Below are 12,738 nucleotides of genomic sequence, written 5' to 3' on the forward strand. Positions count from 1 at the left end.
CTCCACCTGCACCGCAGCACTCCCCCTGCACCACCGCTGTCCCACCGTCAGCACGGTCACCAGCAGGAAGGAACCATCATGCGCATCCGCTCCGCACTCACCGCGCTCGCGCTGTCCGCAGGCGCCTTGATCGCACCGGGCTTCGGCGTCCTCACCACGGCCACCGACGCCTTCGCCGCCACGAAGATCAGCCATGCCACCGCCACATCGATGTTCCGCGATGCCGGCGTCACCTGGTCGTCCTCCGGCGGCTGCTCGAACCGCAACAACTCCACGTGTACGTCCTTCGACCAGCTCAACCTCGCCACCGCGCAAGGGGCCCAGACCCTCAAGCGCGCCAGCGGGTGCGCCCTGAACATCACGGGCGGAACGGAGACCGGCCACGCGAGCGGCACGTACTCCCACTGGAACGGATACAAGCTCGACTTCGGCAAGAGCACCTGCGTCACGAACTACGTCAAGAACACCTTCACCTACATCGGACCGCGGGGTGACGGTGCTCCGCAGTACAAGTCCGGCTCCGGCAACATCTACGCCGACGAGGGCAACCACTGGGATGTCCTGTACTACAACTGCGGCGGCTGCTGAACCGCGTAAGCCTGTGCACGGATCTCCGCTGTTCGCCCTTGGTGGCGGGCGGTGGGGATCGGTACACAGGCTCTGGGCACGAAGAGTTCAGCCGGTTTCGACGAGTTGCAGGGTCTCGATGTCGTCCCATCCGTGTTCGGCGAGCCTTTCCCGCAGTGCCAGGGCAGGGTCGGAGCGGATGAGCAGGCATTGGGGTGGGCGGAGGTTGTGGGCGAGGGCCACGAGGATCTCCAGGGCGCTGTTGGCCAGGTAGTGCACCCCCCTCAGGTCGATGGTGATCTCGTGGGTGACGCGGCGCTGATCGGTCAGGGCGACGGTGAGTGCGCCTTTGTGCGCGCCGAGGACCTCACCGAACAGGCGCACGCCCGCGGAGGTGCCGGCGGGCACGATGAGCAGAGAATCGTCGTTGAAGTAGCTGGGCATAGAAGGTCCCGGTTGCTGTGCACCGTCGAGAACCATCGAAGCCGGAAGAGAGGGGGAGCCCTCGAAGGGGAGCGGCGTCTCTCGCGGTGCTGTGTGGCGGGCGCATGGACCCGCTGGTGCAGCCGCTGGCGGAGGAGCCCCACTCCGGGCCCATAAGGTCGCCGGTACGAGCTTGCCGCGCTGACGGCATGCGGTCGTACCACGGACTATGCCCCCAGCGTACTCTCGGACAGGCCGTGGCGATAGGGCTACGCAGCGCTATCATTCGAACTGCCCTTGTCGCGCTCAGTAGTTGAACAGCACGCGCGGTCGTCACGGAAGCGGCTCTTGGGCCTCAGGCGGACTGCCGCACGGCCAAACGCACCGGGGTGACCACGGAGGACAACGGAGAGCTGTCTGCCGCCGACGCGGACGGGGCCGACGTCCGCCGGAACAGCAATTGGGCCATCAGGCGCCCCATTCCCTCGATGTCCTGGTGCACCGTGGTCAGCGGCGGCTCCGTTGCCTCGGCGATGCTCGCCAGATCGTCGAAGCCGACGACCGCCACGTCCTCGGGCACCCGGCGCCCGCGCTCTCGCAGCACACGCAGGGCGCCGGACGCCATGAGGTCGGAGGCGACGAAGACGGCGTCCAGATCGGGGCACCGGTCAAGGAGCACGGTCATGGCATCGGCGCCGCCCCGCAGCGTGAAGTCACCCTCGGCGATGAGCCGGGGCGGGGCGTCGGGGAGCATGTCCCGGTAGCCGTCGAGACGGTCGATCGCGGACGCCTGGTTGAGCGGGCCGGTGACGGTCGCGATACGGCGGCGCCCCAGCGACAGAAGATGCCGGACCGCTTCTCTGGCCCCGCCGCGGTTGTCGGCATCGACGTATGTGTACGTGTGGCTGCGGTGGTCGGAGTCGTCGGCCGGGCGGCCACCGAAGACGGCGGGAAGGCCCATGTGGTCGACCATGGCCGGCAACGGGTCGTCGGTGCGCAGCGAGAACAGCAGGGCGCCGTCGACGTGACCGCCGCCCAGGAAGTTCCCGACGCGCGGATAGTCGTCCGGCTCCTCGATGAACAACAGCACCGGCTGCGCCCCTTGCCGGACGAGCTCCTGCCGGATACCGCGCAGCAGGCAGTTGAAGTACGGGTCCACGAAGAGCCGGTTCTGCGGTTCGGTGACCACGACGGCGACGGCGTTGTTGCGGCGCGTGACCAGGCTGCGCGCGGCCTGGTTGGGAACGTAGCCGAGCTCGTCCACGGCCTCCCGGATGCGCTCCGCGACCGCGGCCCGCACACGCGGCTCCCCGTTGATCACACGGGACACCGTGGACTTCGAAACCCCGGCCCGGTGCGCCACGTCCTCAAGAGTGGGGCGATACCCACTCGACCGTTCCGCCAACGCCGCCTCCAGTGCGCGCAGTTCCCCGGGCGCTGGCCAGATTAACCGCCGAAGACAGACACGAGGCACCCACTCCGACGCCCACGACACTGACTACCGCGCCGCCGGCCGGGAGCACCTATCAGGGCAGCAGGCCCATCAATCGGCCGGCCTGCCGTTCCACCGTGCCGGCCGGATTCTTGGTGTTCTCGTTGTGCTGGTCGAAGTTCAGGAGGAACAGCCAGACCAGGGCGAGGAGTCGGCGACATCGCTCAAGCCGTGCGGACTCGGCCGCGGTCAGGTCGAAGTGCCGCAGGAATGCGGGGACATCGAGCGGGTGCTCGACCCAGCTGCCCACATGCTCGGTGATTTCCGCGAGCTCGAAAGCCCGGTCACTGCGACCCGAGTCCTCGAAGTCGACCACGCGAACACTGGAGCCGTCCCAGAGATAGTTGGCCAGGTTGCCGTCCCCCGGGCCGAAGACCGGCGGAACATCCACGGGTCCGTTCGCATCCAGTCCTGACCGGGCGAGCCAGTCCAGCCCCCGGTCCATGGCCAGCGCCACCGGGCCATCCGGGACCTCGGGACGAGCCGTCACGGCCCAGACGTGGAGATGGGCGACGAGATCGCTCTGCTGGCCGGGCCTGATCGGAACCTCGCGGAGCGTATCGGCGGGTACCGCGGCGTACAGCCTCCGCGCTGCTTGCGCCAGCGCCGTGACCTGCTCGACTCCCAGGGCGCGTCCACGCAGGGGCACCCCGGCGAGCCGGGACATCAGCACGGTCGACCCGGCCGCTGTGAGATCCGCCTTCCGGGGCTCAGGAGCCAGCCCCGGCGCATGAGCGGACAGGAGCCTCAACGCGCGCCATTCGCGCTCGGCGCGGTCCTTGTCCCCACCCGGGAACCGTTTGACCACCTGGTCGGCGGCCACCTCAACTGCGTGAGTACTCCATGCGACAGAACTCATGAGAAGCGATGATGTCAGGCGGCAGCTGAACCGGTGGTGCCCAGCGGGGTTGTTGCTTCGCTGGGGGAGCGGGCGGTCACCAGCCCCCGCAGCGAAGCCAAGGGTCTACCTCCCCCGGAGCCACCGCGTCGGGACGGGTCGACCGTCCCGGCGCGGTGGTGCTCAGGCCTACGAGTTCAGGTTCACCCAGAGGTGATAGTTGGTGGTCGTGCTGCTCTTCTGGCAGTACCAGTCGGAGTAGACGGAGGCCCGGCCGTCTGCTTCACATGTCTTCTTGGTGGGGTAGGTGCCGACGTCGGTGTACGTGCGGGGCACTGCAGCGGTGTTCGCCGCGACGGCCGATGTCGTACTGGTCTGGGAAGGCGCGGGGGCTGCTTGTGCGGCGGCGATCGGGCCGCCGGCCAGCAGGGCGGCTCCTGCGGCGAGGCCGGCAAACCATGTACGAGTACGCATGATGCTCCTTCAGGATCATGTGTCGGATGAAGGGTGGGGCTGATCGGCCGGGAGTGACCGGGCTGCCCCGGCCAGCCGAATCCGGCCGCTGCCGACCATGTCCGCACGGCCGCCGGGCCGACAAGGGAAATCAGCGTTCGCGTCTGTTCGGAACAGGGCTCAGTGTGTTCCGAGCGCCCTTGAACACGGCTTGTTTCAGCAGTGACCAGTGATGATCTCTGGGGTCATGCTGAAGTAATGGATCAGAAGGGAGCCGGCTTCGCCGAGCCGCCGGAAGCAGCAGCGCAGCTCCAACAGGTCCGTACCCCCGCGGAGTTCACCGCGGCCCTGCGCACGCTGCGGCTCTGGTCCGGACTGACCTACCGCCAGCTCGAGAGCAAGGCCACCGCAAACGCCGACACACTCCCGGCGAGCACGATCGCGACCACGCTCGGCCGCGTCACCCTGCCCCGCGAACCATTCGTCGAGGCCTTCACCCGCGCCTGCGGCTTGGGGGACGAAGACGTACGCCAGTGGCTCGATGCACGCCGCCGCATCGCCACCGCCGCCGAAACCGCGTCAACCGGTGATGAGGCCGACGCCGAACCCGCCGCTCCACCCCCGCCTGCCGCTGCCCCGGCACGCACCCCGTGGCGGCGCCGGGCGGCCTGCCTGCTGGGTGCCGTCGCCATCGGGGTCGCGGGCACCCTCGGCGTCAGCAGCCTGGACCACGACTCGTCGACCCCGGCCGCGTTGCCCGCGACGCCGGTGACCGGGCTGCGGATGCTCGCCGTGGGCAGTTGGGCACGGATCCACCCCGCGCGCACCCCCAAGATGTGCCTCACCGAAGGCAAGGACCGCACCGGACGGTACGAGACCGCCGTCGCCGCCCAACACCCCTGCACGAAGGCCGTTCTGCCGCAGGTGTTCCTCGAACCACTGGGCAGCAACCTCGTACAGATCCAGTGGCACCACCCGAAGTACGGCATCGGCTGCCTCACCGTCCTGCGCAAAGGACCGGGCCGCAACCTGCTTGAGCCCCGCGACGACTGCGCCGACGACAACCGCACCCAACAGTTCCGCATCGAGCGCTTCGGCCCACCGGACACAGCGCACTTCCGCATCCGCTCGGCCATCACCAGCCGCTGTCTGAGCCTGCGCGACCAGGACACCGAAGACGGAGCGGAAATCGTCCAGGGCCGCTGCTCCGGCGCCGCCGACCAGGACTTCCTGATCGAACTGACCCCGCCCCCGCAAGCCGGCGCAGAACGCGCCCTCTCGTCCCGGTGAAAGCCCCCGGGAGGTTCGGACTCGTCGGCCCCTATGGCGCCGCCGCCATCAGGAGGTCGACCACGTAACTCTCCTCCACCTCGCCATCGGGAAACATCTCGCTCAGCCGCGCGCGCTCGTCCGCCAGGAAGTCACGAACGCGGCTCTCCCCGAGCACCAGAAGCGCCGAGCGGCTGGCGATGTTGGTGAGGTGTGTGGCCAAGGGGACAGTCCGGCTCCAGCCCCGCCGTCGGCGTACCGCACGCAGGCCCGTGAACCCGGCGAGCGCGATGGCCTCCTCGTCGCGGGGACGGGTCCGGGCGTGCGCCGGAACTCCGGCGAAGCGCGCGATGCGTTCATGCTGGGCAGCGATCCACGGCACGTCGAAATCCGTCGTGTTCCACCACACCGCGAGCACCCCGCCCGGCCGCAGCACGCGCAGCGCCTCGGGTACCGAGCGGGCGGGGTCCGTCCACTGCCACGCCTGCGCGTACGTGATCAGGTCGAGGCAACGGCCCCGGAGGGGGAGGGCGTTGCCGTCGCCGCGTACGACGGGGAGCCCGGGGTGGTCGTTGCGGCACTGGGCGGCCATGCCCGCGCCCGGCTCGACGGCGAGCACGTCGGCGCCCCGTTCGCGCAACAGGACCGTGGCGATGCCGGTGCCCGCGCCGACATCCGCGACCCGGGCACCCTGCAACGGGCGTCCGAGGAACGCCTCGACCTCGTCCAGGATGGCGGGCGGGTAGGAAGGCCGGCTCACGGCATAGCGCTCGGCGGCCTGGTCGAAGGAGCGGGAGCGGGATCGGGGCACAGCGGACATCACGGCATCTTCGCATGCGCCGTTCTGATCCTTTCCGGTCCCGCCGGGGGAGGTATCTCCGCTAGCGTGCGGTCGATGAGTACACCATCGACCTCAGCGCTGGGACCGGACTTCAACACCCCGATCGAAGAACGCTACTTCGAGGACTACACCCCCGGATCGACGTACGCCTACGGCAGCATCACCGTCATCGAGGAGGACATTCTCCGCTTCGCCGCCGAGTTCGACCCGCAGACCATCCACACCGATCCCCAGGCCGCAGCCACTGGCCCCTTCAAAGGGCTCATCGCCAGCGGCTGGCACACCGCGTCCGTGATGATGCGCCTGTACGCCGACCACTACGTCAGCAAGGTCGCCAGCCTGGCATCCCCCGGCATCGACGAACTGCGCTGGGTCCGCCCCGTCCGTCCCGGCGACAGCCTGTCCATCCGCACCGACATCCGTACGGCCAGGCCCTCACGGACGAAACCGGACCGAGGGATCGTGCACACGGATGTCGAAGTCCGCAACCAGCACGACGAGGCGGTACTCACGCTGACCGCCATGAACTTGCTGTTGCGCCGAACGACCGGCTGAGTCAGGCGGCGGGCGGCTCCGGGGCTGCCATGACCACGGCTGCCAGGTCCGTGCCCGCCCGCAGCAGGGCCACGGTCCGCAGGGCGATCTGATCGAGCCGCTGTTGCAGGACGTGCCGCGTCTCCTCCAGGCCGTCGAGCCGGTGCAGGGAGGCCATGATGTCGCGCACCGCGGGAATGCCGTATCCGGTGCTCCGCAGCGCCGCGACGATGCGGGCCGCCCTGATCGCCGGAAGTCCGTAGCGACGTGCTCGCAGTGACGTCACCCGCTCGGGGGCCACGAGCCCTTCCTGCTCCCAGAACCGCAGGGTCGAGGGACGTACGTCGAGCGCTGCGGCCAGCTGCGTGATCGTCATCGCGTCGCTCTCCTGCTCGAACCCGGAGGCGCTGGTCTCCTCCCGGATCGCGCGCAACGCCTTCTGGGCGCGCAACGCCTCGTCCCGTTCCCGCGCGAGCCCCACATGCACCGTGCTGATCGCCGAGGCCGCCTCCGCGAACGACTGCGTCCGCAGCTCCGTGAGCATCTGCCGGGCTGCGACCGGCCCGACGGCGCCGGCAAGCCCGCGATAGGCACCGAGGGCATGCACGTGAGCTGAGGTGTACGAGCGGTAGCCGTTGGCCGACCGGGCGGCCGGGGGAAGGACTCCCAGCCGCTCCAGGTCACGCACCTGCTGCACCGAATACCCCGCCTGCTTGGCGACATCGACGGTTCTCAGCGGTGCTCGTCGCGCTCCGCTCGTGGTCTCGCCCACCGGTCCAACCCCACATAAGCACTTGAAGGTGATGCTTGAACCATGAGTATGGAACAGATCATCGCGAACGTGCGAGGCCTCGACGGAGCGCTCGTGGTTACCCCTGGGCCGGGAGACGACCTGCCCGAGCTGGTGTGGGGAGACGCGTTCTTCTACTACGCCCCCGACGGCCAGATGCCCCAGAACGTTCAGCCCTACGGGACGATCGTCACCAAGAACTACCCCGACGACGTCGCCTCCGACCTCGACCCCGCGGGCCGCTGGCGCGTGAACGTCCACGTCGACCGTGCGACGTTCCGGGAACTCACCGGACAGGAGCCGCGCGGTGCCGGCGAGTCCGGCGACTACGCAGCCACCGACCGTGTGCTGCCGCACCCGGTGTACGGAGCGCTCGGCTGGATCTGCGTCGTCACTCCGGGGGAGAGGACCACGGAGACGGTGCTGCGGCTTCTGCGCGGCGCCCATGACGCCGCACGTGCCCGGTTCGTACGGCGGCACGCGGCAGGACACCCGCCGGAGACCGACTGACACGATCCGGCTGACACGATGAGGGGCGGAGTCACCAGATAGCGGTACAGGCGGCAGACCGTGAGGATGCCTGTGACGCGGCAACGCGGCGCGGAAGCCCGACGTATCCGAGAGGACGATCCCCGCATGAACAGGCAGAACGCGATCACCTGGTCCGAGAAGCATCTCCCCGGCACCGGCACCGGCACCGGCACCGGCACCGGCCACATGGCTTTGCAAGACGGCCTCGCCCGTGCCGCGTCCGAGGAGGCGGGCCGATGAGCGTCACGCGCACCGTGGGCGTTCTGGGCACGGGGATCATGGGGGCGGCTATGGCCCGCAACCTGGCCCGCGCCGGACACACCGTCCGCGCCTGGAACCGCACCCGCGATAAGGCCGAGCCCCTGGCCGCCGACGGCGTGCAGATCGCCGACACCCCGGCCGAGGCCGTCACCGGCGCCGAGGTCGTCCTGACCATGCTGTACGACGGCCCGGCCGCCCTGGACGTCATGCGGGGGGCCGCTGAGGCCCTGAGCCCCGGCACGGCCTGGGTGCAGTCGACGACCGCGGGGATCGAGGCGATCGACGGCCTGGCCCGCTTCGCCGACGAGCACCGCCTGGTCTTCTTCGACGCCCCGGTCCTCGGCACCCGGCAGCCCGCCGAAGCCGGGCAGCTGGTCGTCCTCGCCGCCGGTCCGAGCGAGCATCGGCCCGCCGTGACACCCGTTCTGGACGCGGTCGGTGCCCGTACCGTTTGGACGGGCGAGGACGGGGCCGCCGGCAGCGCGACCCGGCTGAAGCTCGTGGCGAACAGCTGGGTCATCGCCGCCACCGCCGCGACCGGTGAGGTCCTCGCCCTGTCGAAGGCGCTCGGGGTGGATCCGCAGAGCTTCTTCGACGCCATCGAGGGCGGCGGGCTCGACCTGCCCTACCTGCGGGCCAAGGCCGGTCTCGTACTCAACGACCAGCTGTCCCCGGCCCAGTTCGCCGTGAATACCGCCGTCAAGGACGCGGACCTGATCGTCGAGGCGGGACGCCGGTACGGTGTCCGGCTCGACGTCGCCGCCGCGGGCGCCGACCGCCTGGCGCGCGCCGCCGCGGCCGGGCACGGGCAGGAGGACATGGCCGCCGCCTACTTCGCCAGTTTCGACGACCCGCCCGCGAAGAACTGACCCGCCCGCGAACAACTGACCCACGCCCGCACCGCCCCGTCGGCCGAGCTCGCCCCGATTCCCCATCGGTAGGCTGACGGCTTATGCCGAAAGCGCACCAGCCCTCCCCGCGGTCTTCCGCGCCGCACCCGACGCAGCTCAACGGGGCGGGCCGGCTCCCGCACGGCTATCACCTCGACACGCACTCCCACGACGACGGCCAGCTGGTGTACGCGGCTGCGGGCGCGGTGGCCACCACCACCGAGCGCGGGACCCGGGTCGCTCCGGCCAACCGCATGACGTGGACGCCGCCCGGCTTCGCACACTCCCACCGCTTCTACGGCGAGACCGACGTGCGCCTGCTCACCGTCCCGGCCGACCTGTGCGACATGCTGACGGCGCGCCCCAGCGTGTTCTCCGTGAACCCTCTGCTGCGCGAAGCGCTCCTGGCGCTGACCGAGCGGGCACAGATGCGCCCGGCGGCCTTCGAGCGGCTGCGCGCGGTGGTGATCGATGAGGTCGCCGAGACCCCCGAGCAGTCCCTGCACCTGCCCGAACCGGCCGACGACCGCCTGCGCACCGTCACCGATCTGCTGCACGCAGACCCCGGCCGGGCGGCGACCCTGACCGACCTCGCCTTCGCGGCATGGATCACCGAGCTCATGCAGAACGCCGGTGACGCCTCTCATGAGGGGGAGTTCCGCAAGCAGACGGCCCGAGCCGAACTGCAACGCCAGTTCACCTCACCCGCGGCGAGCCAACTCTTCAGCGAACTCACCTCCGGCGTGAACTGACGCCGGGGCGGCAGGTCGGGCCCGCCAGTCAGTCGTGGCGGGGCGCGTCGCCCGCCGATGCCTGCAAGCCCTCCTGCCGCCGGCCGGACCCGTCGGCCGTGCTCAGTTCGTGTGCCCATCTGAGGGTCTGGCGAGGGCTGCGCGAACGCAGCACGCGTACCCCCATGGCGGCCGCCTCGCTCGCCTGGCGGGCGTAACGGGGCCGGTTGGCGCGGTACTTGCGCCAGGCGTTGCGCCACACCGACCGCCGTGCGGTGAACGTACGGCGGAAGGTCAGGCCGTTGGGGTTGGGTTCGCGGCCCGTCACCTGGCGGGCCCACCGCGCGGCGACGCGCCAAGCGATCACGGGCAGGGGGTAGTCGAGCCAGACCAGGACGTCGGCGCGATGCCACACGATGTCGGCGAGCTTGGAGTAGTTGCCCTCCACGATCCAGGCCGGTCCGTCGGTGATGCTGGCGGCCTCGGTGCGGAAGTCGTCCAACGGCAGCGTGCCGCCGGGAGCGAAGAGCACGGCGTCCAGGCTGGTGGCGGAGATGCCGGTGCGGATGGACAGTTCCAGGGCCAGCGTCGACTTTCCGGTGCCGGGGAGGCCGAATACAGCGATCTTCACGGGGTTCCTCTTCAGGTCTGCGGGAACAGAGCGTGCCCGGACCGCGGGTGACCACGCAACACCGAATGGACTTCCCGGCGTACCACTGATGCGGCGACCGCCGTGGTGTAAGACTTGCGGCATGGATATGGGGCGTGAGTCGCGGTGGGAGAAGGACGCGATGTCGGTGGAGATCGTCTTCGCCCTGGTGACGGCCGCCCTGCTGGCCGCGGTCGTATATGCCGCCGCCATCGCCCTCACGCTGGCCTTCGGCATTTCCGGTCCGGCACGCGGAAACCTACGGCAAGCAGGCCTGGTGGCGGGAGCGGTGTGCGGAGTGTGGCGCGTGGTGCGCGTGCTGCGCCGATTCGACGCACAGCGACGGCTGGGCCGCTGAGCCGCTCGGGGACGACAGGGGACGACAGCCCGCCACGGCATCCGCGCCTGCGGATGCCGTGGCCTCGCTGACTCGCGGAACGGATGGTCAGAATGTGTCGATCCAGTCGTGCGTGATGACGGACCCGCCGGTGCAGCGAAGACTCGTGCGCTGCGTGGTGTGCTTCGGGCTCGACCAGAGGTAGTCGCCGTCCGAGCACCGGATGCCCAGACGCCACCAGCCGCCGCGCGACATGTCGTTGCACACGCCGTAGGCGAACGTGGCACTCGTTCTCCACGAGTCGCACCCGGTCGGTGCCGCCTGAGCCGGAACGGACATCACACCGAGAGCGACAGTCGTCGCCAGACCGACGGACGCGACAGCACTGCGAACACGCATGAGAGATCTCCTGTGGGGTGAAGGGAAGAACGGAACCGGGCCGGCGCAGTACGTCAGTTGGCCGGGTCGATCCAGGCACTGGTGAGGACCGCCCCGCTGTTGTTGCAGCGCAAACTCGTGCGCTGCGACGTCTTCTTCCACGCGGACCAGTCGTAGTCGCCGTCCGAACAACGGATACCCAGACGCCACATGTCGCCGGGCGGTACGACACTGCAGGAGCCGTAGGCGAACGTGGGGCTGGTCCGCCACGTCGAGCAGCCTGACGGGGCGGCTTGGGCGGGGGCCGCGAGCCCTCCCACCAACAGCGCAGAACCCAGCGTCGCGCCGACGAGAAAACCACGCTTGCGCATGACCTTTTCCCTTCTCTCGGATGCCTTGCATTCCCGGCGCATTACCGGAAAGCGTTGTGCGGCGGCACGAGCACAGCCGGGCGGTCGCCTCCCCCCTGACGCGGCCGTCCGACATCCCGATCGGGTCCACCGATCGAGCGCCCTAGCGGACTGTGCTCGTGCTCGCTCGCGTGCAAGGTTGGCCGAGTGAGTGATCGAGGATCGACGTGATTTGGCCTAGCCCGAATAACGACATCTTGATCAGGCTCTGCGCCATGTCCCTTCGTATCCATTTCACGGCCGGAGATCTGGCCCGCACCCGGCTGGCCGACGGACCCCGTCCCATGCTGGAGCTGGATATCGCGCTGCGATTGCTGCAAGAAGGGAGCCATCCGACCCGTTTCGGGGCCTGGCGCAGGGAATCGCTGCGCCGACTGCCGTCACGGAGCAGGCGCCTGCTCGATCTCATCCCGCCGACCGGCTGGACGGTGGACTTCCTCGATCACACGGCGGCCGGCAGCATCGACGAGGCACTGGAGCGGATACGGGCCACGCCCGCCGCCCGTATCCGCAAGGACATGGAGACCTGGGCCGGACGCGGCCAACAGCGTGCCGTGCCCGCCTGGACCCAGTCACTCGGCAGCGACAGACAACTCCTCATGGACCTGGCCGACACCGCCGCCCACGCCCACCAGCACGTCATCGCGCCTTACCAGCAGCACATCGATGCGCTGAGCGGAGCCGATCAGGCACTGCGCACCCGGCAGGCCGCACATGGCGGGCTCCAAGCGCTGCTGTCCGGGCTCAACCCCCGCTACATCCGCTGGAAGCCGCCCGTCCTGGAACTCACCATGGCCTCCGGCAGCGCGGGCGACATCCATCTCGCGGGCCGCGGCCTGCTCCTGATCCCCTCCGTCTTCGGGGCGGTCTACCCCGCGCTGGACGAAACAGCCGAACCCCAGCCGTGGCTGACCTATCCCGTCGGCCTGCGCGACACGGACCTCTTCCTGCCGCCCACCGACACCGCGCGGACCCTGAGCACCATCCCCGACTCCCTGACCGCCCTCCTGGGCCACACCCGCGCCGTGGTGCTGTGGACCATCGCCCACCACCCCGGCAGCACCACCACCGAACTCGCCCGCCACGCCGGAATCTCCCCGGCCAGCGCCAGCCAGCACGCGACCGTTCTGCGCACCGCCGGCCTCTCCCGGACGACCCGGCACCACAACACCGCGCTCCACACCATCACCCCCGCGGGCACCGGCCTCCTCAACACCGCAGCCTGAGAGAGCCGGGCCCACGGCCCGCCCGCTTCCGTTCAAGTGGCGTTCAGCGCACAACCATCAGCCGTTTCCGCGTGTCTCGCAGATGAATCACATCCGCGCGCACGTGTTTCGGCACCGC

The 12,738-nt window shown here is 69.8% G+C and carries 18 protein-coding genes; 9 read left to right on the forward strand and 9 right to left on the reverse strand.

Annotated features, from left to right (window positions below; genetic code table 11):
- The first annotated feature begins 78 nt into the window (after positions 1–78).
- Entirely contained in the window at positions 79–588 is a 510-nt protein-coding gene (locus ABZ906_RS19290; protein WP_361383797.1) for a hypothetical protein, read from the forward strand.
- A gap of 87 nt (positions 589–675) precedes the next feature.
- Here the strand turns inward: ABZ906_RS19290 and ABZ906_RS19295 are convergent, their stop codons facing one another.
- From ABZ906_RS19295 to ABZ906_RS19310, 4 genes are all read right to left on the reverse strand, one after another.
- Positions 676–1,011, reverse strand: a complete 336-nt coding sequence (locus ABZ906_RS19295; protein WP_361187532.1) for a hypothetical protein — start codon at positions 1,009–1,011, stop codon at positions 676–678.
- A 334-nt stretch (positions 1,012–1,345) separates the two neighbouring features.
- Entirely contained in the window at positions 1,346–2,395 is a 1,050-nt protein-coding gene (locus tag ABZ906_RS19300) for a LacI family DNA-binding transcriptional regulator (RefSeq protein ID WP_361383800.1), read from the reverse strand.
- A gap of 121 nt (positions 2,396–2,516) precedes the next feature.
- The gene (locus ABZ906_RS19305; RefSeq protein ID WP_361383804.1) at positions 2,517–3,305 is read right to left on the reverse strand and encodes an aminoglycoside phosphotransferase family protein; all 789 of its coding nucleotides are present in this window, start codon (positions 3,303–3,305) and stop codon (positions 2,517–2,519) included.
- Positions 3,306–3,509: 204 nt separating this feature from the next.
- Positions 3,510–3,794: a hypothetical protein gene (locus ABZ906_RS19310; RefSeq protein ID WP_361383807.1), complete on the reverse strand. Its 285-nt coding sequence runs from the start codon at positions 3,792–3,794 to the stop codon at positions 3,510–3,512.
- 237 nt (positions 3,795–4,031) lie between these two features.
- On the opposite strand from ABZ906_RS19310, the gene ABZ906_RS19315 reads away from it, so the two are divergent.
- Complete coding sequence (locus tag ABZ906_RS19315) at positions 4,032–5,063, forward strand: XRE family transcriptional regulator (protein WP_361383810.1); 1,032 nt, start codon at positions 4,032–4,034, stop codon at positions 5,061–5,063.
- A gap of 31 nt (positions 5,064–5,094) precedes the next feature.
- Here the strand turns inward: ABZ906_RS19315 and ABZ906_RS19320 are convergent, their stop codons facing one another.
- Positions 5,095–5,862 carry a class I SAM-dependent methyltransferase gene (locus ABZ906_RS19320; RefSeq protein ID WP_361383813.1) on the reverse strand — a complete coding sequence of 256 codons (768 nt, stop codon included), beginning with the start codon at positions 5,860–5,862 and terminating at the stop codon, positions 5,095–5,097.
- Between the two features lie 75 nt (positions 5,863–5,937).
- Between ABZ906_RS19320 and ABZ906_RS19325 the strand changes: the two genes are divergently transcribed.
- Positions 5,938–6,438, forward strand: coding sequence for a MaoC family dehydratase (locus ABZ906_RS19325; RefSeq protein ID WP_361383816.1), 501 nt, complete (start codon positions 5,938–5,940; stop codon positions 6,436–6,438).
- Between the two features lies 1 nt (position 6,439).
- Here the strand turns inward: ABZ906_RS19325 and ABZ906_RS19330 are convergent, their stop codons facing one another.
- Positions 6,440–7,189 (reverse strand): MerR family transcriptional regulator, encoded by a 750-nt coding sequence (locus tag ABZ906_RS19330; RefSeq protein ID WP_361383819.1) that lies wholly within the window; start codon positions 7,187–7,189, stop codon positions 6,440–6,442.
- A 48-nt stretch (positions 7,190–7,237) separates the two neighbouring features.
- On the opposite strand from ABZ906_RS19330, the gene ABZ906_RS19335 reads away from it, so the two are divergent.
- The 4 genes from ABZ906_RS19335 (at position 7,238) to ABZ906_RS19350 (ending at position 9,641) form a co-directional block, all read left to right on the forward strand.
- A complete protein-coding gene (locus ABZ906_RS19335) occupies positions 7,238–7,717 on the forward strand; it encodes a DUF6194 family protein (RefSeq protein WP_361384841.1) in 480 nt (159 codons plus the stop codon).
- A 126-nt stretch (positions 7,718–7,843) separates the two neighbouring features.
- Entirely contained in the window at positions 7,844–7,978 is a 135-nt protein-coding gene (locus ABZ906_RS19340; protein ID WP_361383822.1) for a hypothetical protein, read from the forward strand.
- Positions 7,975–8,868, forward strand: a complete 894-nt coding sequence (locus tag ABZ906_RS19345; protein ID WP_361383825.1) for an NAD(P)-dependent oxidoreductase — start codon at positions 7,975–7,977, stop codon at positions 8,866–8,868. Before ABZ906_RS19340 ends, ABZ906_RS19345 begins: the two co-directional genes overlap by 4 nt.
- Positions 8,869–8,951: 83 nt before the next feature.
- Positions 8,952–9,641: an AraC family ligand binding domain-containing protein gene (locus tag ABZ906_RS19350; RefSeq protein WP_361383828.1), complete on the forward strand. Its 690-nt coding sequence runs from the start codon at positions 8,952–8,954 to the stop codon at positions 9,639–9,641.
- A gap of 28 nt (positions 9,642–9,669) precedes the next feature.
- Here ABZ906_RS19350 and ABZ906_RS19355 read toward each other — a convergent pair whose 3' ends face one another.
- The gene (locus ABZ906_RS19355) at positions 9,670–10,251 is read right to left on the reverse strand and encodes an adenylate kinase (RefSeq protein ID WP_361383831.1); all 582 of its coding nucleotides are present in this window, start codon (positions 10,249–10,251) and stop codon (positions 9,670–9,672) included.
- A 121-nt stretch (positions 10,252–10,372) separates the two neighbouring features.
- On the opposite strand from ABZ906_RS19355, the gene ABZ906_RS19360 reads away from it, so the two are divergent.
- A complete protein-coding gene (locus ABZ906_RS19360; protein ID WP_361383834.1) occupies positions 10,373–10,627 on the forward strand; it encodes a DUF6332 family protein in 255 nt (84 codons plus the stop codon).
- Positions 10,628–10,714: 87 nt separating this feature from the next.
- Here ABZ906_RS19360 and ABZ906_RS19365 read toward each other — a convergent pair whose 3' ends face one another.
- Both ABZ906_RS19365 and ABZ906_RS19370 read right to left on the reverse strand, forming a co-directional pair.
- On the reverse strand, positions 10,715–11,005 hold the full coding sequence (locus ABZ906_RS19365) for a hypothetical protein (protein WP_361383837.1): 291 nt from the start codon (positions 11,003–11,005) through the stop codon (positions 10,715–10,717).
- A gap of 53 nt (positions 11,006–11,058) precedes the next feature.
- On the reverse strand, positions 11,059–11,355 hold the full coding sequence (locus ABZ906_RS19370) for a hypothetical protein (protein ID WP_361383840.1): 297 nt from the start codon (positions 11,353–11,355) through the stop codon (positions 11,059–11,061).
- Between the two features lie 254 nt (positions 11,356–11,609).
- Here ABZ906_RS19370 and ABZ906_RS19375 point away from each other — a divergent pair, with 254 nt between their 5' ends.
- Positions 11,610–12,620 (forward strand): winged helix-turn-helix domain-containing protein, encoded by a 1,011-nt coding sequence (locus ABZ906_RS19375; RefSeq protein WP_361187503.1) that lies wholly within the window; start codon positions 11,610–11,612, stop codon positions 12,618–12,620.
- The last annotated feature ends 118 nt before the right edge of the window (positions 12,621–12,738 follow it).

Origin of the sequence: Streptomyces sp. NPDC046925, assembly GCF_040644915.1 — a bacterium.
Taxonomy (GTDB): domain Bacteria; phylum Actinomycetota; class Actinomycetes; order Streptomycetales; family Streptomycetaceae; genus Streptomyces.